18 protein-coding genes are annotated in these 23,979 nt (G+C 52.4%); 12 read left to right on the top strand and 6 right to left on the bottom strand.

Annotated elements, in window-relative coordinates:
- Positions 1–5: 5 nt before the first annotated feature.
- Both Pan241w_RS07820 and Pan241w_RS07815 read right to left on the bottom strand, forming a co-directional pair.
- Positions 6–917 carry a dihydrodipicolinate synthase family protein gene (locus Pan241w_RS07820; RefSeq protein ID WP_232107385.1) on the bottom strand — a complete coding sequence of 304 codons (912 nt, stop codon included), beginning with the start codon at positions 915–917 and terminating at the stop codon, positions 6–8.
- A 31-nt stretch (positions 918–948) separates the two neighbouring features.
- Positions 949–2,001: a pyridoxal-phosphate dependent enzyme gene (locus Pan241w_RS07815; RefSeq protein ID WP_145213394.1), complete on the bottom strand. Its 1,053-nt coding sequence runs from the start codon at positions 1,999–2,001 to the stop codon at positions 949–951.
- Positions 2,002–2,337: 336 nt separating this feature from the next.
- Between Pan241w_RS07815 and Pan241w_RS07810 the strand changes: the two genes are divergently transcribed.
- The 4 genes from Pan241w_RS07810 (at position 2,338) to Pan241w_RS07795 (ending at position 5,818) form a co-directional block, all read left to right on the top strand.
- Positions 2,338–3,045 carry a FadR/GntR family transcriptional regulator gene (locus Pan241w_RS07810; protein ID WP_198000389.1) on the top strand — a complete coding sequence of 236 codons (708 nt, stop codon included), beginning with the start codon at positions 2,338–2,340 and terminating at the stop codon, positions 3,043–3,045.
- A 213-nt stretch (positions 3,046–3,258) separates the two neighbouring features.
- Positions 3,259–4,170 (top strand): DUF1559 domain-containing protein, encoded by a 912-nt coding sequence (locus tag Pan241w_RS07805; RefSeq protein ID WP_145213388.1) that lies wholly within the window; start codon positions 3,259–3,261, stop codon positions 4,168–4,170.
- Between the two features lie 89 nt (positions 4,171–4,259).
- Complete coding sequence (locus tag Pan241w_RS07800) at positions 4,260–4,682, top strand: hypothetical protein (protein WP_145213384.1); 423 nt, start codon at positions 4,260–4,262, stop codon at positions 4,680–4,682.
- A gap of 68 nt (positions 4,683–4,750) precedes the next feature.
- Complete coding sequence (locus Pan241w_RS07795; RefSeq protein WP_145213381.1) at positions 4,751–5,818, top strand: sialidase family protein; 1,068 nt, start codon at positions 4,751–4,753, stop codon at positions 5,816–5,818.
- A 27-nt stretch (positions 5,819–5,845) separates the two neighbouring features.
- Here the strand turns inward: Pan241w_RS07795 and Pan241w_RS07790 are convergent, their stop codons facing one another.
- Positions 5,846–6,322, bottom strand: a complete 477-nt coding sequence (locus Pan241w_RS07790) for an MgtC/SapB family protein (protein WP_145213378.1) — start codon at positions 6,320–6,322, stop codon at positions 5,846–5,848.
- 392 nt (positions 6,323–6,714) lie between these two features.
- On the opposite strand from Pan241w_RS07790, the gene Pan241w_RS07785 reads away from it, so the two are divergent.
- The 5 genes from Pan241w_RS07785 to Pan241w_RS07765 all read left to right on the top strand — a co-directional run bounded on the left by Pan241w_RS07785 (position 6,715) and on the right by Pan241w_RS07765 (position 14,115).
- Positions 6,715–7,812 (top strand): LacI family DNA-binding transcriptional regulator, encoded by a 1,098-nt coding sequence (locus Pan241w_RS07785; RefSeq protein WP_198000388.1) that lies wholly within the window; start codon positions 6,715–6,717, stop codon positions 7,810–7,812.
- A gap of 35 nt (positions 7,813–7,847) precedes the next feature.
- Positions 7,848–8,786: a sugar phosphate isomerase/epimerase family protein gene (locus tag Pan241w_RS07780; protein WP_145213372.1), complete on the top strand. Its 939-nt coding sequence runs from the start codon at positions 7,848–7,850 to the stop codon at positions 8,784–8,786.
- Between the two features lie 40 nt (positions 8,787–8,826).
- A complete protein-coding gene (locus Pan241w_RS07775) occupies positions 8,827–11,379 on the top strand; it encodes a PSD1 and planctomycete cytochrome C domain-containing protein (RefSeq protein ID WP_198000387.1) in 2,553 nt (850 codons plus the stop codon).
- A gap of 33 nt (positions 11,380–11,412) precedes the next feature.
- On the top strand, positions 11,413–12,801 hold the full coding sequence (locus Pan241w_RS07770; RefSeq protein ID WP_145213366.1) for a DUF1501 domain-containing protein: 1,389 nt from the start codon (positions 11,413–11,415) through the stop codon (positions 12,799–12,801).
- A 195-nt stretch (positions 12,802–12,996) separates the two neighbouring features.
- Positions 12,997–14,115 carry a prenyltransferase/squalene oxidase repeat-containing protein gene (locus Pan241w_RS07765; RefSeq protein WP_145213363.1) on the top strand — a complete coding sequence of 373 codons (1,119 nt, stop codon included), beginning with the start codon at positions 12,997–12,999 and terminating at the stop codon, positions 14,113–14,115.
- Here Pan241w_RS07765 and Pan241w_RS07760 read toward each other — a convergent pair whose 3' ends face one another.
- The 3 genes from Pan241w_RS07760 to Pan241w_RS07750 are packed head-to-tail and all read right to left on the bottom strand — an operon-like array spanning position 14,116 to position 19,584.
- Entirely contained in the window at positions 14,116–15,048 is a 933-nt protein-coding gene (locus Pan241w_RS07760) for an alpha/beta hydrolase (protein WP_145213360.1), read from the bottom strand. It lies immediately after the preceding gene.
- Positions 15,045–16,502: a DUF1501 domain-containing protein gene (locus Pan241w_RS07755; RefSeq protein WP_145213357.1), complete on the bottom strand. Its 1,458-nt coding sequence runs from the start codon at positions 16,500–16,502 to the stop codon at positions 15,045–15,047. Before Pan241w_RS07755 ends, Pan241w_RS07760 begins: the two co-directional genes overlap by 4 nt.
- The gene (locus Pan241w_RS07750; protein WP_145213354.1) at positions 16,495–19,584 is read right to left on the bottom strand and encodes a PSD1 and planctomycete cytochrome C domain-containing protein; all 3,090 of its coding nucleotides are present in this window, start codon (positions 19,582–19,584) and stop codon (positions 16,495–16,497) included. Before Pan241w_RS07750 ends, Pan241w_RS07755 begins: the two co-directional genes overlap by 8 nt.
- Positions 19,585–19,979: 395 nt before the next feature.
- On the opposite strand from Pan241w_RS07750, the gene Pan241w_RS07745 reads away from it, so the two are divergent.
- The 3 genes from Pan241w_RS07745 (at position 19,980) to Pan241w_RS07735 (ending at position 23,744) form a co-directional block, all read left to right on the top strand.
- The gene (locus tag Pan241w_RS07745; protein WP_145213351.1) at positions 19,980–20,936 is read left to right on the top strand and encodes a DUF1559 domain-containing protein; all 957 of its coding nucleotides are present in this window, start codon (positions 19,980–19,982) and stop codon (positions 20,934–20,936) included.
- 63 nt (positions 20,937–20,999) lie between these two features.
- Positions 21,000–21,491 carry a hypothetical protein gene (locus Pan241w_RS07740; protein WP_145213348.1) on the top strand — a complete coding sequence of 164 codons (492 nt, stop codon included), beginning with the start codon at positions 21,000–21,002 and terminating at the stop codon, positions 21,489–21,491.
- A gap of 360 nt (positions 21,492–21,851) precedes the next feature.
- Positions 21,852–23,744 carry an ABC transporter ATP-binding protein gene (locus Pan241w_RS07735; protein WP_145213345.1) on the top strand — a complete coding sequence of 631 codons (1,893 nt, stop codon included), beginning with the start codon at positions 21,852–21,854 and terminating at the stop codon, positions 23,742–23,744.
- Positions 23,745–23,979 lie beyond the last annotated feature (235 nt).

Genomic DNA, 23,979 nt, shown 5'->3' with positions numbered 1-23,979 from the left:
CTGGTTTAAACATCGACAGAAGAAATGGTTTTCCCGGCGAAGACCTTCTGAATGAGAGGATGTTCGGCAAGCTGAGTCTGCTCACCCGCGGTCAAAGGACGCATCGGACGAGGCGCAAAATTACCGGGAATGCCCCGCATGTTTAAAATCGCCGTGACTGTCGAAAACAGCGGTGCGGGAGGGGTGACCAGAAGTCGCAACAGTGCCGACAGGTCCTGTTGAATCAACGCCAACTCGGTCCAGTTCTCTGTCTCAGTCGCCGCGACCATCTTTTCAATCCATTCTGGCACCAGACCATAAATCCCGTCCAGATGTTCGCGGACACCGGACCGCAACAGAACATCCATTAAATTCGGTTGTGCCACAATCACGCGAAACTCATCTCCCATCATATCCAGCACGGGCCGAATCGTGACAAAATGATCCGAACATTTGATGCCATGAATATTCGGATGCTCTGCCAACTTCAACACCGTTTCCACTTCCAGCTTCGTCCCCGTTGTCTGAGGCAGGTCATACAGATACAGCGGTTTGGAACTCAATTCGGCCAGTGACAGATAATAATCAACCAGATCTTCCTGACTGTATTTGAGGAAAAAAGGAGCCAATGCGACCACGCCATCAATATCAAATTGCTCGACCATACGAATGCGATCGCGAGTCCGCACGAAACTCGTATCGCCGACCCCCACCAGTAATTCCGCTTTGCCGGCATTGAAGTGCACACTCTGTTCGACCAGTTGCCGATACGTCGATTCCGTGAGCAACTGCATCAACCCCATTGTCCCGGCGACTAAGAATCCATTGATGCCATGTGCCAACTGATCATGAATATGCGCTTCCAGCCCCGGAATATGCAATTCTTCCTCGGGCGTCAATGGTGTTCCCAGTGCAGTAATCATCTTGATTGAACTCATGATAGAAATCGACTTTCTTTTGAATGGGAATTTAAGTAGTCAGATCAATAAATTCAGGCAGTGTGACGACCGGACAAACTGTCGAAGCCAACATACGATCGAGGGCAGCCTGGTCTTTAAACCCGGTCCCTGTTACGACACAGACCACTGTCTCCTCGCGTTGAATTTTGCCTGCTTTGGCCGCCTGCAGAACGCCTGCCAGGGAAACCGCAGCCGCCGGTTCACAGAAGATGCCTTCCTGACGTGCCAGTTGGGACTGCACCTCAAAAACCGTTTCATCGTCGACGAGATAACCGGTGCCCCCCGTCTGCCGGCAGGCGGCTATCACAGCGTCTCCGTCAAGTACACTGGCCACCTGCAGTCCACCGATTGCCGTTGTACTGTGACAGGGCTGCGCCTGATCTAATCCCTCGCGTAACGGACCAGCGATCGTATTGTTTCCCGCCGGCTGAACACAGTGCATGGCAGGCAGACACTCGATTTTTTTCTCCCGCAGCGCAGATTCAAAGCCCCGCACAATCGCCAGCAGTAGTCCCCCGCCCCCAGCGCAACAGAAGACATGATCGATCGACCGCGACATCGACTCCGATTGACTTACCAGTTCTGAACCAATGGCTTCCACTCCCATCATACTGACGGGACTATATTGATAACTGCTGATCTGAAGCTGCGCATCCGCCGCCGAACCTACGTGCCTGAGATACTCAAAGGCCTCTCGGGTAATTTCCGGGTCGGCTCCAAAATCCTGAATCTTCCAGATTTGAGCACCGTAGGCCAGCATCTGTTTCAACTTATTTTCTGGAGCGCCAATAAACACAGCCACCTGGCACGCCATACCGGCGGCAGCACTGTAAGCCGCCAGCGCGGAACCGGCATTCCCGCTGGACGAAGTCACCATGCGTGTTTTGCCCTGCGCCTGCATATCGGTAATCGCGGCAGCAGCAAAACGATCTTTATAAGACCCCGTCGGATTGATTGTTTCCAGTTTGAAATACAAATGATCGAGGCCCGCGCTTGGCCCCATATGACGAGAACGCAAGAGAGGCGTTTGCCCTTCACCTAATGTGAAACGATTCGTATCCATCTACCAGTCCCTGATCAGAAATGAGTCATTCGTTGATGCCAGCAACAAAACATCAAACACACATGATTTCTATCAGAGCCTTATTCAAAACATCAGTAAACTTGTGCAAAACGTCACTAATTTTCTTGACGTCCACGCTTACAGTTATATGATAATACTCCAGATTGTAATACAATCTCACATCTTATAATACAAAATCAGTTTGCTGGCAACGAATTGATCCCACTCTTTGGGAAGCCGATTCAAGAAACTGGTGTTCTGTGGTTTGTCCACGCGAGCCCTGTTTGCCATTTTAAATGACGCTCACACGAAAGCAGTTTTACAATGAAAACATCGATGGATGCTCGTCCCCAGGAATCAGCAAAAACCTTAAGTGCTGAACTGGCCGATCACCTTTGCGAACGAATTCGGAACGACCGCCTCGCCCCCGGCGACCGTCTGGGAACGGAAGCCGATCTGGCAGATCAGTTTGGCGTCTCGCGCACTGTGGTTCGGGAAGCCATCGGGTCACTCAGAGGCTTGGGCGTGGTGACAGGACGCCAGGGACTTGGACTCTGTGTTGCAGAAGCCGATAACTTTTCTTCCGTTTTGAGAAAAGCACTCGTACCTCAAGTCGCCAGTCCCCAGGGATGGAGCGAATTACAACAGCTGCGAGCCGTCATCGAAATCGGTTCGATCTCACTGGCAGTAGAATTGATTACTGCCGAAGAAATTATTCGGCTGCAAACCATCGTCGTCGAGATGCAACGGGTCATGCAGAAGATCAATCAGGATCCCACCGGCACCAGTAAAACTTACAAGGAGCTGGACTGTCTGTTCCACCAGACCATTCTGGCCGCCTCGCACGGCAATTTTGTGAAACAGTTCCATGGCGTTCTACTGGATTACTTCCATGCAGGCGATTTGTACGGCCACCCTCCCACCAGCAAAGGGCTGCGGGATCACGAACTCATCGCCAATGCCATTGCAGACCGGGACAACGACGAAGCAACCAAACTCCTGACAGACCATTTGAAACCACAGTTAAAAGCCCCCTGTGAATAACATAGAGCAACAGTAAGTAACAAAAACGAATTCCGTCAAAATACGATTTCAATCAGCAAGACGCCCCTGTCTCTGATTTTAAAATAAGACTGCTCGACCCGAAAAATAGTTTGAAAGTGATCATCAAAACCCTGCACAGGGTGAACGTTGTATCTTTGTGCCGAGATATTCTTTTCGTATTTGTTTATTGCTAAGTTTGATGGAGACGGTGCTATGTTACAGATCAACTCAGAGAAAAGAGCGCGTGGATTTACACTGATTGAATTGCTGGTGGTGATTGCCATTATTGCCATCCTGATTGCCATTTTACTACCAGCAGTGCAACAGGCGCGCGAAGCGGCACGCCGTTCTTCCTGCAAAAACAATTTCAAACAGGTGGCCCTGGCATTGCATAACTATCACGATACACACAGTGTCTTCCCGATGGGTGCCGCCATCAGTGGAGGCTGCAGCGGCTACTCAGGCAGCCACATGTTTTCCTGGGGTGTGCACATTCTGCCTTATATCGATCAGGCCAATATCTATAACAATCTCAATTTCTCTGGCTCAACTCCCTTCGTTCCCGCAAACTTCACTTCCAGCGGATGCCTTTCCCCCGTGCAGCCTTTTCTGTGTCCCAGTAATCCGCAACCCGATACCATCGTCAATAAAGCAGGCGCATTCGCGGGCGCCCTGCCAGATGGAATGGGAAGAACCGATATTGGAGGCGTTGCTGATTCTGTCAGTTGGAAATGCAACAGTGGCTCAGGCGTGCGTCCAACCTCCGTCGGCAACGGCGTGCTCTATGCCATCTCCAGCGTCAAAATGCGGGACATCATTGATGGCACCAGCAGTACGCTGCTCGTGGGCGAAATCACCGGCTCCCTTTCGCAGACAGGACTGAACGGCAATTCCTATACGGGCTATGATGTCTTTGACACCAGCAGTGGGATTAATAGTATCGACACCGTTCCCGGCGGTGGCACGTTCGCCTTCAGACCCCAGGGCTTTTCCAGCTACCACGTCGGCGGTTGCCATTTCACCTTATGCGATGGCTCCGTCCGCTTTCTCTCGGAAAATATCGATCAGGGTACACTGTCTGCCCTGACCACCCGCTCCGGGAAAGAAGTGGTCGGCGAGTTTTAACTTCACTCTCTTCTTACTGTCATGATTTATCAAGTATCATTTTGCACTGACTCGTTTGAAACGGTCAGTGCTCTCAGAAGGAGGCTGTGATGCCTGGAAAACAATTCATTCTTTGGGGGATGTTATTATTGACTTTCGGCTGCGGAGGCGTCAGTGATGCACCGGACCGCCGCATTGTCAAAGGTAGCGTCACCCTAAATGGAGAACCACTCGAAGGGGCCGTGATTCGGTTTCTTCCTCAACCTGCAGGGCCGGTTGCCGCTGGGAAGATCATCAATGGCATGTATGAAATCTCGAACAAAGGCGGCGTCCCGTTGGGAAATCATCGCGTCGAAATCAAAGGCACACCGATTCTTCCCGCTGACACCGAAGGCAAATCACTGGGAGAAATTGATGCAGCAACGAAACCTGCGATCCCCATTCCGGACAAATATCATTCAAAATCAGAACTGGAAGCAACCATTGAAGCCGGAAGTGAACCCTTCTTTGTCGATTTTGAGCTGAAAGAATAGCATACCCGATCTGACGATGGACAGATACCACTTTAGAATCCACATTTTTGAAAATAAGGCAGAGAGAAATGAAGCCACTTTTACTTTTCATCGGCACTATCACCACAGCGTTACTTGCGACGAATCTGTCTCTCGCAGAATGGAATCATCCGCAGACACAAAAGCTGCCGCATCAACATCTGGGTCCCTTTCTGAAATTATCAAAAGACAGCCTGCTGGCGCCCGATGATAAACAGGTTTTGATCAGCCAGGATGCCGGCAAAACGTGGAACGCAAAACCGCTGTATGCCAACCCCGATCAGTTCCAGACCAGCCGGGAGCGCGCCATCATCAAAACGCGCAACGGAACCATCATCCTGGCCTTCATGAATCTGGCCGAGAAAAAATTCCATTGGGATGACAGCAAAGGAGGGCCGCAATCCGACTGCTACCTTCCCGCTTATATTGTGCGCAGTACCGATGGCGGTCAAACCTGGTTGCCTCCGCAGATTATTCAGGATCATAGCTGGTGCGGCGCCATTCGCAGCATGATTCAAACCAAATCGGGGCGCATCATTGTCGCCGTTTCCAAAGCCATCGCCAACCCGGGACGGCACGTGATGCAGACTTACTATTCAGACGATGAAGGCGCCACCTGGAATCACAGTAATATGATCGATCTGGGCGGTTCCGGCGATCACGACGGTGCAATGGAAGGCACGATTGTCGAATTGAAAGACGGCCGGATTTATGCATTGATCCGCACCCGATTCGGACGCTTCTGGGAAGCCTTCTCTACCGATGAAGGCGCTTCGTGGCGCACGATTCGTCCGTCCCAAATTCCTGCCAGCAGTTCCCCCGCAATTCTGCAACGACTGGAAAGCGGCCGGATCGTGATGCTCTGGAATCGCTTTCGTGATCCCAAGCGAAAGCGCGGACGCCGCGAAGAATTGTCCCTCGCGTTTTCCGATGACGAATGCAAAACCTGGAGCGACCCCGTCATCATCGCCCGCGATTTAACTCCCGCAGGACAGAAACGAGAAAACCGGGTCTCCTATCCCTATGTGACAGAAGTCAAACCAGGAGAGCTCTGGATCACCACTATGCAAGGCCCCGTTCGTTTGTCACTGAAGGAAGCGGATTTCATCGCAAAATAAAGAACCTGCGACCTTAGCAGTAGTCTTTCAACGTTCAATAGAATCATTGTTGTCAAATTCATTGGCGGCTGAGGTACCTTCGACACCTTCTCCTGAGGACTTTTTCCAGCCGCGAACATGATGCGATGCGAGAACGCCAAATATAATCAGGGACGTGAGCGTCGCCAGCAGATACATCCCAAAACCGACGGCAGTCCCCACGGCGGCAGTCGACCAAATGGTCGCCGCAGTCGTCAGTCCCACGGTCCGGCCACGGTCACGCAGGATAATGCCAGCCCCCAAAAAACCGATGCCGGTCACAATGTTTGAAGCGAGTCGTGACGGCTCCGCTCCGGGAATATGCGACGAGACCAAGGCAAAGACGCACGAGCCAAGCGCGACCGCGGCGTAAGTCCGCATACCGGCTTCGCGTCCATGCCATTCGCGTTCCCAACCAATAAAACCACCCAAAACCGCAGCGACGAGAGCACGTACTGCGAACATTAACTCTAATTTCCAATCCATATTTCCTACCTAAGGATTCCTGTTCATGATTCGTAACAGCCTCACTTCCAGCATACTATCACTCAAATTGGAAGACTGATAAAGAGCAATACAGGCTCCCGTTCAATTGAGCCTCAATACGACGACGGCCCCAAAGCAGTCTCCAGAACCTGATCACATCAAAACACGCAAATAACATCTATTTGCGTAAATCGCTTTTAGTTCACTGTGCTCTCGATTTCCATCAATCTTGTTACATATAACCCAATTCCACTTTACATCTATGACTCGATTGTTTATCAACAAGATTGAAGCAAACCAGAAACGTATTTCTATAACACGCAACTTCCTGCTATATGCATTAGTTTGCGTTAAACCCGTCATTGAATGACGAATACACCAACGAGGCCCCTGTGAGCAAAACTGCCGAACTCGTCACAGTCAAAACCGTCGCCAAAGCCGCCGACTGTGCTGTCAGTACTGTGAGCCGTGCCTTGCGAGACGACCCGAGTATCAGTGAAGCGGCCAAACAACGCATTCGACAAGTCGCCGCCTCGCTGGACTACCGCCCGCTTCGTAAGCGGCGTCCCAAAAATGAAATCAGCCAGAGCACAGCCAGTATCCTCAGAGGAAAACAGCTACTCGTTCTCTCTCTTGGGTTAGATCGATCGCTCATCTCACTCCCCGTTGTCAGTTCTGCCATCAGTGGCGTTGAAGACGCCTTTTCCGAACTCGGAGTCCGTTTTCAAGTCGCACATATTCCGGATCTCCAGGCCGTTCCCGCTCATTTGGATTTTGACCAGATCGATGGTCTGTTTCTCATCGGAGCACTCCAGGGAAAAATGCTGATCGAATCAAACAGCACTCTCCTGAACCGTCTCTCGCAGATCCCTTCGGTCTGGCTCTTGGGACGCCCTGAAGGTTGCTGGGGCGATTGTGTCGGTGCGAATGATGTGCTCCTGGGCGCGAAAGCCGCCGACTTCCTGGCCGATCACGGGCACCACAACGTCGCCTTCCTAAGCCCCAAACCCGATCACCTGATTATGCAAAACCGAGAAACGGGCTTCGTTTCCCAAGCCGTACGACGCGGACTCAACGTGCAACGTTTTGTCGATCCTCCCTCGAAAGGCTGGACTCTGCCTGTCAAACCACCCCTCTCAACGGAAGCCGTGCAACATCTGGTCGATCAACTCTTGAAAGCCAAAACACGCCCCACAGCATTGTTCGCCGGTGCCGACAGTGTCGCAGCGGTCGTGTATGGTTCATTGGCCCGACGAGGAATCAAAGTAGGTGAAGAGATCAGCGTGATTTCAGGTAACAACGATCATGCCTTTATTACCGGCCTCTATCCACAACTCACCACGTTTGACATTCACGCCCATAACATCGGTCGCCTGGCTGTGCGTCAACTGGAAACCCGCCTGACCATGGGCAACACCATTGCCAACGTCGACTTAACCCTGGAACCGCACCTGACACCCGGCGAATCGGTTCGCCATCTCAACAGCTAACACCAACCAATGATCCTGACAGAGGAACATCAGATATGAAGCCGCTCACACGTCGCCAGTTTCTTTATTCCACCAGTGCCGCCGCCATCTGTCTGGCGGGCGTCAACAGCGTACAGGCAGGAAAACCAGCCAAGCCCCAATTAACACTCGGCTTCAGCCTGTACGGCATGCCGCATATGAAAACCGAACAGGCGCTGCAGGTTGTCGCAGACGTCGGATACGATTCTGTCGAACTCTGTCTGATGGATGCCTGGGATGCGACGCCGCTCAAGCTCAATCCCCGGCGGCGTACCGAGGTCTCGAAAAAACTGAATGCCACCGGCTTGAAACTGACCTCACTCATGGAACACTGCGACCTGACCGGCTCGAAAGCGAGCCAGCAGAAAGTCCTCGAACGACTGAAGCGGGCTGCCGAACTGGGACACGCCTTGAAACCGGAACAACCACCGTTGATTGAAACCACGGCCGGCAGCGGAAAATGGGATGAGCGTAAAAATGAAATGCGCGATAACCTCAAAGAGTGGGCCAAGGTCGCCGCGAGCACAAAAACGGTGATCGCTGTCAAACCGCATCGGGGCGGCGTCGTTGATCGTCCCGAGCAAGGCGTCTGGCTGGTCGAGCAGATCGACAGTCCCTGGATTCGCCTGAACTATGATTACAGTCACTTTACTCACCGGGACATTTCCCTGGAAGATTCGATGCGAATCATGATGCCCTTCACCAGTTTCATTCAGATCAAAGATACGGTCCTGAAAGACAACAAAGCCCGCTTTGTGCTCCCCGGCGAAAGTGGCGACATCGACTATGTCCAGTTACTCAAACTGGCGGTCAAAGACGGCTACCGAGGCGACATCTGCTGTGAAGTCAGTGGCATGGTTTTCAAACAGAAAGGCTACGATCCCGTCGCAGCCGCCAAAACCTGTTATCAAAATATCGCCCCCGCCTTTCAGCAGGCAGGAATCGCACGCGGCTAATCAGCAATTTTTCTGATCCCCCAATGGTATGAGTTCAACCATGATCGATCATCATCGAAGTCAAATTCAACGTTTCCTCTTGGCATTGGCGGCACTCTTCAGCCTGCCAAGCGCGCTCTCTGCAGCCGAACCAGCGAAGCCCCCCGCCAATCAGATCGAATTTTTTGAGTTGCATATTCGACCTGTGCTGATTGAACAATGCGCCGACTGTCATACCGGCGACGCCGACGCGGAAAACAGTCTCGCCGTCAATTCCCGATCGGCGTTCATCAAAGGGGGCGAATTCGGGCCAGCCATCATCCCCGGTAAACCTCAAGAAAGTCTCTTGTATCAATCCATCCAACGCACGCACAAAGCACTCAAAATGCCCCCTGATGAGGATGATAAACTGAGTGCAAAAACGATCCAGCATTTCAAACAATGGATCGAATGGGGCGCTCCCTGGCCTGCGGAAAAGGTCAAACCATTGACCACATCTCAGGCGAAGAAAACCAAGCCGCTGACCACATCGCACTGGTGTTTTCTGCCGCGTCAGTCGGTTGCGCCGCCAGAAGTCAACAATCAAGAGTGGGCCGATTCGCCCATCGATCGCTTTATTTATCAGCGGCTGGAAAAAGAAATAATCACGCCCGCCCCCCTGGCGTCCCGGCGCACTCTCATCCGGCGGGCTACCTTCGACCTGACCGGCCTGCCCCCGACTCCAGAGGAAGTAACCGATTTTCTTAACGATCCCGACACCGATCTGAATGCATTTTCCAAAGTCGTCGATCGCCTGTTGGCATCCACCCCCTACGGAGAACGCTGGGGCCGTCACTGGCTGGATGTCGCACGCTACGCCGACACCCAGGGCGATGTCGGAGACTTTCCGATACCGGATGCCTATCTCTACCGTAACTGGGTGATCGATGCATTCAACGCCGATCTGCCTTACGACCAGTTTCTGCAGGCACAGTTGGCCGGCGATATTCTGGCGAAACAGGAAGACGATCCAGAGCGTGCCCGGCAGCTCAAAATTGCGACCGGCTTCATCGCCCTCTCCCGCCGGTTCGGGAATACGCGGTATGAAGACCAGCACCTGACCATTGACGACACGATCGACACCATTGGCCGCGGCATCATGGGCGTCACTCTCAAATGTGCCCGCTGTCACGATCATAAATTCGATCCGATGCTCGCCACCGATTATTACGGCTTGTACGGCATCTTTGAAAGCACACTCTACCCGACCATGGGCGCGTCCAACGAGCCCTCCCCCACACAACTCGTCGCCGCGGAAAATGATCCGGATTCACAACAGAAAATTAACGAATACTGGGATCTGCTCAGCTATTATCAACATCAGATTCGAAATCACTTCCGCCCCTGGCTTAAACCGACGCTTGAAGAATACAAACAGGTGGCGGCGAAAATCAAACAGGCAAAGAAAAACGGGCAACCGACCGACAAACTCGAAGCGCGGCGGCAGAAGCTCCTCGCCTCGCATAAAGGGAAATTCCGCGAACTGATGATCCATGGCTTACCCTGGTTGAAAAAAGAAAAAGCCAGACTCGTCAAACAGCCCCCGGCAGAGATGTTGTATGCCGTCATCGACGGGAAACCGCACCATGCGAAACTGCATCGCCGCGGGAATCCGGAGACTCCCGGCGATGTTGTCCCCCGCCAGTTCATCAGCGTGATCTCCAAAACCAAACCCGATTTAGATCAGAAACGATCCGGGCGCGAAGAACTCGCCAACTGGATTACCGCAGCCGAGCATCCGTTAACGGCCCGCGTGATGGTCAACCGACTCTGGTATCACCACTTTGGCCAAGGTCTGGTCAAAACGGTCGATAACTTTGGCGTCTTGGGAGCTGCCCCTTCGCATCCCGAACTACTCGATTATTTGGCCAATCAACTGATCGAACAACAATGGTCGCTCAAGGCGCTGCACCGCCAGATGATGCTCAGCCGCGTGTACCGACTGGACAGCAATGACATCAAAGACAACAGCCAGCGCGATCCGGAAAATGTTTATCTCTGGAAATATGCCCGCCGACGACTCGATGCGGAATCGATCCGCGATGCGATGCTGTTTGTTTCCGGCGAACTCGATCGTGAACCGGGCGGGCCGCATCCTTTCATTCCCTGGCATAAAAAAGGCTACAGTCTGAACGGCCCCTTTCATCAGGTCTACCCGTCCCAAAAACGGAGCGTGTATCTGATGACGCAACGCCTGTTTAAACACCCGTTCCTCGGCCTGTTTAACGGACCGGACACGAACGAAACGACGGGAACACGTAACAGTTCGAATCTTCCGACACAGGCTTTGTACCTAATGAATTCACCCTTTCTCCCCAAGCGCGCAGAGGCATTCGGAGAACGAATTTTACAATCGAACACAACAGAAGAAAAACAGATCCAGACCGCGTTTCAACTTGCCTTGTCTCGCAATCCGACACCGGAAGAACAGGCTGATTTTTTACAAACTCTGCACGCATACCGTGCGCAGATTCTGAAAGAACAATCGCAGAATTCTGCGACAGCAAACCAGGCAGCCTGGACAGGGCTCGCCAAAGTAATGCTGACGAGTAACGAATTCTTTTTCATCGACTGATGCCAACCGCAGTTGCCACTGAGGAATGACAAAATGCACAATTCCAAACACATTCATCGCAGAAGCCTGCTGCAGGCGGGCCTGGGAACGACGGCGGGGCTCTTACTCCCTTCCATGTTGCCCGCAAGCGATAGCGTGCCTCATCATCGGCCCCAGGCCAAGCATGTGATCATGCTCTACATGTCGGGCGGATATTCGCACGTTGACACCTTCGACCCCAAACCCGCATTGACGAAACGACACGATCAGTCAATCGGTGAAGAAGCAAAAGCAGCGGTCTCCGGGCAGCCAACGATCAAACGATATCTAAAAGCCCCGTTATGGAAATTCCAGCCGAACCGAGAATGCGGGACGGAAGTCAGTGATCTGTTCCCCCACATTCGCCAGCAGATGCATGAAGTCGCCTTGATTCGCTCCATGAGCTGTGATCACCGCGATCATGGCGAAGCCACGCTGCAACTGCACACCGGCAGCACCACCACCGCCATGCCGGGCATCGGCGCCTGGATGAGTTACGGCTTGAAATCGTTCAATGAGAATCTGCCCTCACACATCGTCATTTCCGAACATCGTCCGTACAACGGCCCCCAATTGTGGGACGCTAATTTCCTACCTGCTGTGAACGGTGGTGTGCAGGTTGTACCCGGCAATGATCCGATTCCATTTTTGAAGTCGCCAACCTCAAGGGAGCGACAGCAATTGGAACTCTCTCTCTTGTCAAAAATGAATCAACGCCACTTAAAACAACGCCAGCAGGATAGCCAACTCGCCGGACGCGTCGCCTCCTTTACCGCCGCCACAGGTCTGCAACAGCAGGCACCCGAAGCCCTTGATCTTTCCAAAGAAACAAAGGAAACATTGACCGCCTATGGAGTGGATCAGGGAGATCAATCGAGTTACGCCGCCCAGTGTGTGATGGCCCGCCGCCTGGTCGAACGGGGCGTTCGCTTTATTGAAATTATCGACGCCGTCGGAGCCTGCCGCGATAACTGGGATGCCGCCCACCGCGATATCGCCTCGCATGAAAAATACGCCCGTCGCGTCGACCAGCCGATCGCCGCACTGATCACGGATCTGAAACAGCGGGGCCTCCTGGAAGACACGCTGCTCGTATTCTGTACGGAATTCGGCCGTTCTCCCTGGGCACAGGACGGCAAAGGAACCAAATCACGCACGCATCACCCCAACGCGTTTTCCTGCTGGCTTGCCGGCGGCAATGTGCGCGGCGGTGTGATTCACGGCGCAACCGACGACATTGGAAACTATGTCGTAAAAGACATGGTTCACGTGCATGATTTCCATGCCACGATCTTACATATCATGGGGCTGGATCATGAAAAACTGACTTACCGCCACGCCGGTCGCGACTTCCGCCTGACCGACGTTCACGGCCACGTTGTCAAAGAAATCCTCAAAGCATAGGAACAACTAAGCCCATCCGAACGTGACGCTTTTTTCGACAGCACTGGCGGTTTTTTCAACCACTCCTGAAAATTAATTGTCATGCCATGCAAAATCATCCTTTGATTTAGCCATTCCCCACCTGCAACAAATATGGAACATATTTTGCGGCTCCTGAATCGAGAACAATCCCCTCAATTCAAGGAGCGTCCATCGATGTGCTGTTTTCTGCGTCTCATGTTACTCGGTTTCGTTTGCTGGAATTCTTCACTCGTCTTAGCTGCAGGACCGGCACCGGCAAAGCTCAAAGCTTCGCGTGAAAAAGCAATTACGTTTCTGAAAAATTCACAAAACGAAGACGGCACCTGGACCTTTAATGAAGCTGCCGGCATCTCGGCACTGGTCACCTCGGCTCTGATTGAATCGGGTGTTCCCGTCACGGATCCCACAATCGAAAAAGCACTAAAGAAACTGGTGTCCTTCTGTCAGGAAGACGGTCGCATCTGCTCGGCCCGCAGCCAACACTCGGGCTACGAAACCGCAGTCGCGTTGATGGCGCTCCAGGACGCGAACCAATCAGGTAAATACACACCGCAGATCAAAAAAGCGGAAACGTTTCTACGTGGCCTGCAGTTCGATGAATCGAAAGATGTCAAACCGAGCGATCTCGAATATGGCGGCGTCGGTTACGGCCCTGGTAAAAGCCGCCCCGACCTGTCCAATACGGTCTTCATGATAGAAGCCTTGAAAGCCGCGGGTGCGAAATCAGACGATCCCGCGATTCAAAAAGCACTCACGTTCGTCTCCCGCTGCCAAAATCTCGAAAGCGAATATAATACGTCGCCTGCTGCCGCCAAGGTGAACGATGGCGGCTTCTATTACAACGTCTCAGCCGGTGGTGCTTCTCCCGCAGGAAAAACGAAAGAACAAGGGCTCCGTTCTTATGGCAGTATGACGTACGCGGGTCTGAAAAGTATGATCTATGCGGGACTTACTCCGAAAGATCCCCGCGTCAAAGCGGCCATCGACTGGATTCAGAAAAACTACACCGTCGAAAACAACCCCGGCATGGGCGACAACGGTCTATACTACTATTACCAGCTCTTTTCCAAAGCCCTCGCGACGTTGAACGAGGCGCAGGTCAAGGATAGCCAGGGAGAAGAACATGACTGGCGCAAAGAGCTTGCCGACCATCTCTTTTCGCTACAGCAGAAAAACGGCAGCTGGGTCAACTCGAAATCCAACCGCTGGTTTGAAGGCGACCCGAATCTGGTCACCGCCTATACTTTGTTGGCCCTCAAACATTGTGAGCCAACAAAGCCAGCCGCCGATTGATCATTTCTTAGCAGAAGTCAACGACCGCTGACGCAGCCAGTCTTCTGCGCGATCGGTCCAGGTATCGACGTCAGAATTTTCAACGGGGCGCATGCCGTAGCCGTGTCCGCCCGTTTCATAGATGTGCAACTCGCTGCCGACACCAATTTTCTTGAGCGCCGTATAGAACAAAATACTGCTGAGAGGCGTGGCACCGTCATTGTGAGCATGCACCAGAAACGTGGGAGGCGTCAACTTTGAAACCGTGAAGACTTCATTCAGTGCGCCCGTTTTGTCGTCAACCAGTCGCCAGGGATAAACCAGCAGACTGAAATCGGGACGACAGGAAACTTGATCAATCGCATCATTGGGCTTGTAAGACCGCTCATCAAATCGCGTGGTGACCAATGCAGCCGCCTGCCCTCCTGCGGAAAAGCCGATCACGCCAATCCGGTCCGGCTTGACGCCCCACTCAGCGGCCCGCTGGCGAACCAGACTCAAGGCACGCTGACCATCCTGCAGAGGTCGTTCCGACGCAGGAGGTAACTGTGCATTCTTCTGCATAGAAGGAGATTTCTGTTTCGTCCGATAGTGCACGACAAACGCGGTAATCCCCAACTCATTCAACCATTCCGCGGCTTCCGAACCTTCCTTATCTGTCACAACATAATTGTATCCGCCGCCAGGAAAGATCAAAACCGCCACACCATTTCGTTTATCAGCAGGCGGCTGAAACACCTGCAACTGCGGGCGGGTGATGTCTTTCACGCGTGTCGCCGGTGGATTTTCATTGGCACGTCGGGCCAGTTTCGTGCCTGTATGACGCGTTGTTTCCCCCGGTGCTGCACTCGGCCAAATATCAATTACTGCATCCGGCTCACGTGCTTCGGCGCTGCAAAGCAGGCTCGCACACATTCCCACGATCAAAAACGCCATGACTGTAAACCGTCTCATGCTAATATTTCCTTGATGATGTTCGACGGTTCGACTCCCGTCAGTCTGAAATCCAGTCCCTGATGTCGAAATGTAAATCGTTCATGGTCGATCCCCAATAGATGCAGTACCGTCGCATGTAGATCGCGGACATTAACCGGATTTTCGGCCACGTTATAACTGAACTCATCGGTGACACCATACGTCATGCCTGATTTGACGCCGCCCCCTGCCAGCCAAGTGGTGAAGCAGCGCGGATGATGATCGCGGCCCCCTTCGGGACTGTCCCACTTTCCTTGACCGGCGACGCCGCGACCAAACTCGCCGCCCCAGATCACCAGCGTCTCATCCAGTAAGCCCCGTTGTTTGAGATCTTTCACCAGCGCAGCACTCGCCTGATCGGTATCGCGACAGCGCGCGACACACCACGAACCCAGGCGGCTGTGATGATCCCAGTCGGGATGGAATAACTGCACGAACCGCACGCCGCGTTCAATCAAACGTCGCGCTAAAACACAGTTGGCGGCATAACTGCCGGGCCGCCGTGAATCGGGGCCATACAGTTCGAACGTGGATTCCGGCTCATCGCTCAGATCATTCAGCTCGGGAATACTGGATTGCATCCGCCAGGCCATCTCATATTGACGAACGCGTGTTTCAATTTCTGGATCGCCCGTCTGTTCCAGGCGCATCTGATTCAGCTCGGCGATGCCATTCAGCATACCCCGTCTCACATTCCGGGGCAGACCATCCGGGTCGCGCAGATATAACACGGGCTCTTTCGCATTTCGCAACTTCACCCCCTGATAACGCGAGGGCAAAAAACCGCTCCCCCAGTAATGATCATAGAGCGGCTGATCGCTGGGTCTCTTCATTTTGGAAATCAACACCAGATAATCGGGCAGATTCCGATTCTCGCTCCCCAGTCCGTAACTCGACCAGGCACCAATCGACGGTCGCCCGGGCAGTTGATGGCCTGTCAGATATTTGGTCATCGCCGGGGCATGATTGATCTGATCGGTGACCATCGATTTAATAAAACAAAGCTCGTCAGCCACCTCGCCGTGATAAGGCAGCCATTCTCCTAAGGTCGCACCACTTTCGCCGTAACGTTTGAATTTGGTTCGCGACGGCATGATCAACTGCTTCTGATTGGCCGTCATCGTGGTCAATCGTTGTCCCCGCCGCACACTTTCCGGCAGTTCCTTACCGGCCCATTTCATCAAACCGGGTTTATCATCGAAGAGTTCAATCTGTGATGGGCCACCCGACTGTGTCAGAAAAATGACATTCTTGGCGCGAGGCGGTTTATGTGGTAAATCCGGCAAACCGATCGCCTTCGGTTTCTCTGTCTCAGCACGAAGCGTGCTTTCCAACAGTCCCAGCGCCATCGCGCCTAAACCGACGCCGGCACCGCGTCCCAGAAAATAACGGCGGGATATTTCGAATGCACGTTGTTGGATTTGCTCATTCATGGGTGATTGCCTCATCCAGGTTGAAGACCATGCTGGCGATGATCATATAGGCGGCAAGTTCGTCCGGTGGGACGTTGTTTTTGATCGGCGGCTGTCCGACATCAAGCAGGCTTGACGCATCCTCGGGCTGTTTTCGATAATGGGCGTGTACCATCTGTAGCTCCCGCTCCAGTACCACGCGTTCCCGGTCGTCTAACGAACGGGACAAAATGCGGCGTGCCAACAGATCCATGCGATCTGGTACGGTCGTTTTCTGTTGAATCGCCATGCGTGCCAGTTCGCGGGAGGCTTCCAGAACAGTCAAATCATTGAGCAACGTCAGCGCCTGCAGAGGCGTATTCGTGCGTCGTGGTTTGACTTCACACACACGTCGCTGTGCACTATCAAACAAAAATGTCGGCGCACTCGAACGTCGCCAGAATGCATACAGGCTCCGTCGATACTGGGCCGCCCCCTGGCTCGGTTCATAACGAAAACGGCCCATAAACATTTCGGCCCAGACTCCCGCCGGCTGATACGGCATCACCGGAGGACCTCCCAGAGCCGGGTTGAGTAAGCCGCTCGCCTGCAGGGCTGAATCGTGAATCATCCAGCTGGGTAAACGAAATCGAGGGCCGCGCGCCAGTAAGCGGTTTTCCGGATCGCGGGCCAACAATGCTTTCGAAACTTCGCTGCGCTGCTGATACGTCTGGCTGGTCACAATTAAACGTTGTATATGCTGCAGGTCCCAATTGTGTTCCATGAGTTCGACGGCCAGCCAGTCGATAACGTCCGGATGCGTGGGGCGTTCTCCCTGTAGACCAAAGTCGCCCGGCGTGCGAACCAGCCCAACTCCAAAACACATCTGCCACAAATGATTGACGACCACGCGCGCCGTGAGCGGGTTCTTTTCGGACACCAGCCAGCGTGCCAGATCGAGACGATCTTTTGTTTTTTCTTTCGGTAATGGGAATATCGCTTCAGGAACCGAACGGGGGACTTCGGCACCATGCTTATCCCAGACTCCCCGTTCCAAGACAAACGTTTTGCGGGGCTCTTTTCGCTCGGATAAAACCATCACGGATAATTCCCCGGCCGCCTTTTTGACTTGAGCCAGTTGTGTATTCGCGCGATCCAGTTCGGCTTTTCTCTTCTGATATGCGCTGTGATCAATGAGAAATTGCTCCAGCAGATGCTTCCTCAGATTGGGGTTAACCTTCGATGTCTCACTCACTTTGGTTTTTGCGAGCGCTTCCAGAGGCATCGGCGCGAGTGAGCGTACCGCTTGTCCCGGCTGGTCCGTCAGCATCACGCGAAACCGGCCGATGTTCGCGTTCCCCTCGGTCGAACGATGCAACATCACGAAGATCAACTCTTCCAGATCGTCCAGAACCAGGGGTTCCGCTAACGCGAAGACAGCGGTATGTTTTTGCTTCGGATCGTGTGTTTCGGTAGTCCAGCCGTTACGGGGATCATCGTCAAGCGTGTCTTTGATTTTTCCGTAGTTGCGGCCTTTGGCTGTTTTCTCAACATCCGCCACTGCGGTCGCGAACTCAATATCCCGCAACTGGGAACTCCCCTGACGGCGTACCTGCAGTTTGACGTCGGTCAGAATAAATTCCCCATTCGCTCCCCGGCTCAACTTGCCCTCAGTATGCGAAGCGTGAGGGAAGACTTCCAGCCGGATGCCGGTTACACGCGGTAACTTCGTAGCTGCTGTCAGGCGATAATCATCCTGGCGAGGTTTGGGTCCGCTTGTCTGAACGATGCCGTCCGCTTCCTGTTTCAAAATGGTTCCTTCAACAGAATTCAGCGACCTGATCTGTGGCTGATGCCAGGCAGTGAATCCTTTTTGAACAACCTGCAGCTGCTCGGCCAACCACGGCTCAAACTCTTGCTCGGCCTGTTTGCGGGCCTGTGCTTCTAACGGCCGGCGTTCGTCGACCACCTGTTGTGCTTCCTGAATGGCACGCTTCACCAGCGGCGATTTATATTTGAGATACGGCTTCGCACCGCGGCCCGCTTTGCCATCTTCATCAATGCTGTTAAAGAACGCGAACAGACTATAATAGTCGGCCTGTGAGATCGGATCGAATTTATGCGAATGACACTGACAGCAGCCAAGCGTCAATCCCAGCCAGACAGTTCCCGTCGTGTTGACCCGGTCAATCACGTAATCGATACGTGATTCTTCCGGATCGCGGCCCCCTTCTCCATTGGTCATGTGATTGCGATGAAAGCAGGTCGCCAGTTTCTGTTCTGGTGTCGCCTCAGGCAACAAGTCACCGGCGAATTGTTCGATGGTAAACTGATCGAAGGGCTTGTTCTCATTGAACGACTGAACGACCCAGTCCCGCCAGGGCCAGTTCGTACGTGTGGAATCCTGTTGAAATCCGTCCGTGTCAGAATAACGGGCGAGATCCAGCCACCACATCGCCATTCGCTCGCCATAATGTTTTGACTTTAATAATCGGTCAACGACTTTTGCAAAGGCATCGGGAGACGGATCGTTCACAAACGCGTCGACTTCCTCAGGCGTGGGGGGCAGTCCGGTCAGATCAAATGAGACGCGCCGCAGCAGTGTCTGCTTTGTGGTAGCCGGTGAAAGTGACAGGCCTGCTTCCGCCAGCTTGCGTTGAACAAGCACATCAATCGGATTTTGTTGCTTCTCTTGTGGATTGAATTCTGCTTTCGCCGGTGGCTCAAAGGACCAGTGCCTGCCCCACTTGGCACCTTCAGCAATCCATTGCCTGATCAGATCTGTCTGCTTCTTCGTTAATGGCTTGCGATGCGAATCGGCCGGCGGCATTAACAGATCGGCATCACTGGTGGTAATCCGGGTCAGCAATTCACTCGCTTCCGGTTTCCCCGGCACAATGGCAGCGATTCCATCCCGATCCGCGGTCGCGGCCTCTTGTAAATCGAGCCGCAAATCGGCTTCACGATGATCGGGATCAGGGCCGTGGCAGTGAAAGCAGCGATCGGAAAGAATCGGCAGGATCTCGCGACTGAAGTTCACCTCATCTGCCGCGCAGACGCTCCCTCCCAGTAATACCGCGACGTTTATGACAACCAGCTTGTAATAATCAGGCGTGAATTTCAAAACAGGCCTTCATTCGGGGCAGGAATTAAAACGGAAGGAAAATGCATCATCGTATCTAAATTCATAGTACTTTCGACAATACCTCAGGTCCAGACATACCAGAGAAACTAACCCACTCACTCTCAACAGGAATGTCTTAAATTTTGAAATTGAGGGATTTTATCCATAAATAAAGATTACTTGGAAATTAAGTCTTTTTTTAAACAAACAGACTTGGTTTCCTGGTCTTTCAGCATAGCAACAATGTCATTTTGTATAAAAAACATTGACATACAGATTTACACAATTACTATTTATTAATCATCTTAACTTAATAATTCTTCAGTCTAAACTAAATCAAGACGCTCACTAATTCCATATTTCCAAATATTCGTTTTATTTAAGGAAATGAGATCATGAGCAGATATTTTAGACGAAAAGCATTTACCCTGATCGAGCTGTTAGTTGTCATCGCCATCATCGCGATTCTGATTGCCCTGCTCTTACCGGCAGTCCAACAAGCCCGGGAAGCAGCCCGGCGTTCACAATGTAAGAATAATCTCAAGCAATTGGGAATTGCCTTCCACAACTATCACGACACCTTTGGCAGTTTGCCCAACGGCAGTCACCCCACCCCCAGTTATCCTGGCGGTGGTTATCACATGGGATGGGCACCGAAAATATTCCCTTATATCGATGAAGCAACGCGGCTGCATGCCATGGAGGGATTCTCTAAAAACCCGGTCACAGAGTTGGGCCCCTGGAGATTAGATACGTCACCACACAATGGCGCGAACGAAATCTGGGGACCGATCGCTGTGCTTGCCTGCCCTTCATCGGCGTTAGGTAATCGTTCTCCCGATATTGTCAACTCCACTCTTCCCTGGATCGTATCACAAGGTGCACTGCATTATCGCGCTTGTGCCGGACGCGTTGACGACGTTACAAATCCGTCAGACGGTAATAACTGGCGCTGGGCGAACACCGGATTGATGTACCCCCTTAGCAATACAAAATTCCGTGATATCACAGACGGCCAGACAAACACCATTCTTTTGGGGGAATCTTCCTCTTCGAATGGCTGGTCTGCAGCAATGAAAAAAGGCTGGGGAGGTATCCAGCCCTGGACATGGGGAATCTACTGGTACACTGATACGCGTCGGTTGACCCTCGATAGCAAAAATATTCAGTTTCCGATTAATTACCGTGGGGACTTTGGAACGAATCATACGCCCTTTACCAGCTATCACGAAGGGGGCGCCCATTTCATGATGGCCGATGGTTCGGTTCACTTCATCAGCGAAAATATTGATCTAGGGCTGTTCAAAGGGCTGGGAACCCGGGCCAAAGGAGAAATTCTTGGCGAGTGGTAATCACCGTGTTAAGAAATCCGTTTTTAGATTGCCTCTCAAAACCCAGTCTTCTAAGGAAATGTAATGTTTTTTCAACTTTCATCTCTCGTTGAGCGACGACTGAATCGCTCCCCGTTTGTTTCGATCCTGCTCTGTTTTATACTTCTCTCGACCTGGGGATGTGGTGATGGTCACCCCAAACGGTCACTGGTAACCGGGACAGTCTCTTATAATGGAAAACCATTGAGCATCGGTTCGCTGGTTTTCATCCCCGTTGGCGGCGGTCCTCCGGCACAGGGAAAAATCAATCGTGAGGGATTCTATGAAATGGGAACCTTTGATGAAGATGATGGGGTCATTCCTGGTAAATACAAAGTGATGATCACAGCATTGACCAGCCCGGGCGGATCAGGACTTCCCGAAGACGCCGTAGATGGAAATGCAGGGCCCGTCTCCGTGATTCCGGAATGGTATGGTGATATGGAAAAATCCGGACTGCTCGTGATGGTGGAAGAAGACAAAGAGAATACGATCGACTTCCCTCTGACAGATGACAAGCCCAAAGCAACAAATTAAAAGCCCGCCTTGCAGCACCGGGAATTCAACCGGTGCTGCAAGCGCATTTTGTTTTTTTCTCCCTCAGTCTCTCTCCGATCAGGCACTTCTACCAGTCAAATTGTTCTTCACTCTGCCCAACTGTCTGAAACAAGCCAGATGATTTAGAACAAAAACAGCTGAAGACATTAAAGGCCTCTACCGCCGGGCCACCTCTTGTTCGCAATCACGAATGCACACGGATATACTAAAAGTGTGGCTTGCTACTTTGAATGACTCTCTATAATACAGCTAGAAGCAGGTCGCCATTAATCACATTATCCCGTGACTCAACAGAATCGGTATGCACTTCGCGATATCGTTCAAAATTAAAGATCATCCATGAGTACGAATCCGCTCTCCAGTCGCCAGCAATTTGAACAATACAAAGCCGAGTTTCATGAAAAGCACGGCCCGGAACCAGGCAAGAAATCGACAAAGCGGGAGCGTTCTTCCTGGGAACTGGTGCGCAGCTTTCTCGGCTTATTGAAAATTCATCGCCGGTCGATGATTCTGGCACTGTTGACATTAACCATCGCCACTCTACTGGCGTTAATCCCCCCGATTGCGACCAAATTTGTCGTCGATAACGTACTCGATAAAAAACCGCTGCCGGCCTCTTTACCTGAGTGGATTCCACATGAACCCTGGCCACTGCTGGTTTCCATTACCATCGCCGTGATCGTAATTTCGATGATTCGTGTAGCCCTGCAAATCTGGGGCCGCTGGCACGCGACCCGGGTTACAAAAATGATTCAAATGAAAGTCCGTAAGGCTGTCTTCGCCCAGGCCGTGCGCCTGCCTCTGCATCGAGTTCAGGAACTCAAATCCGGGGGAGCGACGAGTATCTTGCGTGAGGATGCCGGCAGTGTGGGCGAACTGGTGTTTGGCATGTTATACAATCCCTGCCGCGCGATTATTCAATTGCTGGGCAGCTTAATTATTCTGGCGTGGGTCGACTGGCGACTGCTGCTGGGGGCGATCTTCCTGGGACCAATGGTTTATCTGACTCATCGCACCTGGATCAGCCGTATTCGACCGCAGCACCGTCGCATTCGTGCACAGCGCGCCGCCGTTGATGCACAGGCAACCGAATCGTTCGGCGGCATGCGCGTGGTACGAGCATTCGGCAGACAGCGTTCTGAAACCAGCCGCGTCTTGCGCAGCAATCATCTGATGGGGCGTCAGGAGCTATATGCCTGGTGGTGGTCACGGCTCATTGAAATCGCCTGGGAAACGTTGATCCCCATCGCTTCTGCCTGTCTGCTTTTATATGGCGGTTGGCAAGTTCTGCAGGGAGAGCTGACGCTGGGTGAACTGGTGATGTTTCTGGCGTATCTGTTAATGTTGTTGGGCCCTTTGGCGGTTCTCGCACAAAGTGCCGCCCAGTTTCAAAACAGCCTGTCAGGCTTTGACCGTGTGCTGGATCTCTTGGATGAACCACGCGAGATGGAATCGTCGACCGCAAAAAACATCAGCAAATCGGAAATCACGGGGCGAATTACGTTCGAAAATGTCGGCTTCCAGTACCCGGGCTCTGAACAGTTTGCTTTAGAGGAAGTCTCACTGGATGTCGACCCTGGCGAAACCATTGCCCTCGTCGGCCCCAGCGGTGCGGGTAAAACCACGTTCTGCAATCTGGTCGCACGTTTTTATGATCCAACATCGGGCCGCGTTTTGCTGGATGGCCGCGATTTGCGCGAGCTGGATGTCGAAAGCTATCGCAATCACATCGGTGTGGTCGAACAGGATGTCTTTCTATTCGATGGCAGTGTGGCTGAGAATATTGGCTATGGAAATCGGCATGCGTCGCTCGCAGAAATTCAACAGGCGGCGGAAATTGCCAATGCCGATGAGTTTATCAAAGTTCTTCCAGACGGCTATCAAACAATCATTGGTGAGCGGGGTGTGAAATTGAGCGGTGGACAACGGCAACGGCTGGCCATTGCCCGGGCCATTCTGGCAGATCCACGCATATTAATTCTTGATGAAGCTACCAGTAATCTGGATACGGAAAGTGAACGACTGATTCAGGACAGCCTGACGACTTTAATGCAGGGGCGCACCTGTTTTGTGATCGCACACCGGTTAAGTACGATTACCCACGCTAACCGGATTGTCGTGTTCGAATCAGGTCGTATCACCGAGACGGGAACTCATGATGCGTTGATGGCAGCGGGGGGCAAATACCACGAAATGGTTCTGCTGCAAACCAGTCCTGCTGAAGTCAGCTAAAAGATCGCGCCTGCCACGTGCACATTCGTTTTTCATTTATGCCTCACGATACTCACATTTCGAAATTGAAAAGCCTCCATCGCATGTTTACAATTTGATATATGAGTCCTTCCTCAAAAAATCACCCAACAGTTCCATATCGCTGGAATCTGTTGAATCACACCTTAGTTCTGACTGCTCAGAACGCATGTTAAATCAAAATTTCGTAATCTCCAAAAGACAAAACCGGGAATTA

This window comes from Gimesia alba, assembly GCF_007744675.1.
GTDB lineage: Bacteria > Planctomycetota > Planctomycetia > Planctomycetales > Planctomycetaceae > Gimesia > Gimesia alba.
The sequence above is the reverse complement of the archived record's forward strand: the minus strand, read 5'-3'. Positions and strand labels throughout refer to the sequence as shown.

Coding starts and splice junctions, on each gene's coding strand:
- Pan241w_RS07815 (WP_145213394.1), bottom strand. CDS start 2,001: ATGGATACGAATCGTTTCACATTAGGTGAAGGGCAAACGCCTCTCTTG.
- Pan241w_RS07745 (WP_145213351.1), top strand. CDS start 19,980: ATGAGCAGATATTTTAGACGAAAAGCATTTACCCTGATCGAGCTGTTA.
- Pan241w_RS07805 (WP_145213388.1), top strand. CDS start 3,259: ATGTTACAGATCAACTCAGAGAAAAGAGCGCGTGGATTTACACTGATT.
- Pan241w_RS07760 (WP_145213360.1), bottom strand. CDS start 15,048: ATGAGACGGTTTACAGTCATGGCGTTTTTGATCGTGGGAATGTGTGCG.
- Pan241w_RS07770 (WP_145213366.1), top strand. CDS start 11,413: ATGCACAATTCCAAACACATTCATCGCAGAAGCCTGCTGCAGGCGGGC.
- Pan241w_RS07735 (WP_145213345.1), top strand. CDS start 21,852: ATGAGTACGAATCCGCTCTCCAGTCGCCAGCAATTTGAACAATACAAA.
- Pan241w_RS07765 (WP_145213363.1), top strand. CDS start 12,997: ATGTGCTGTTTTCTGCGTCTCATGTTACTCGGTTTCGTTTGCTGGAAT.
- Pan241w_RS07775 (WP_198000387.1), top strand. CDS start 8,827: ATGATCGATCATCATCGAAGTCAAATTCAACGTTTCCTCTTGGCATTG.
- Pan241w_RS07800 (WP_145213384.1), top strand. CDS start 4,260: ATGCCTGGAAAACAATTCATTCTTTGGGGGATGTTATTATTGACTTTC.
- Pan241w_RS07795 (WP_145213381.1), top strand. CDS start 4,751: ATGAAGCCACTTTTACTTTTCATCGGCACTATCACCACAGCGTTACTT.
- Pan241w_RS07780 (WP_145213372.1), top strand. CDS start 7,848: ATGAAGCCGCTCACACGTCGCCAGTTTCTTTATTCCACCAGTGCCGCC.
- Pan241w_RS07790 (WP_145213378.1), bottom strand. CDS start 6,322: ATGGATTGGAAATTAGAGTTAATGTTCGCAGTACGTGCTCTCGTCGCT.
- Pan241w_RS07820 (WP_232107385.1), bottom strand. CDS start 917: ATGAGTTCAATCAAGATGATTACTGCACTGGGAACACCATTGACGCCC.
- Pan241w_RS07755 (WP_145213357.1), bottom strand. CDS start 16,502: ATGAATGAGCAAATCCAACAACGTGCATTCGAAATATCCCGCCGTTAT.
- Pan241w_RS07740 (WP_145213348.1), top strand. CDS start 21,000: ATGTTTTTTCAACTTTCATCTCTCGTTGAGCGACGACTGAATCGCTCC.
- Pan241w_RS07810 (WP_198000389.1), top strand. CDS start 2,338: ATGGATGCTCGTCCCCAGGAATCAGCAAAAACCTTAAGTGCTGAACTG.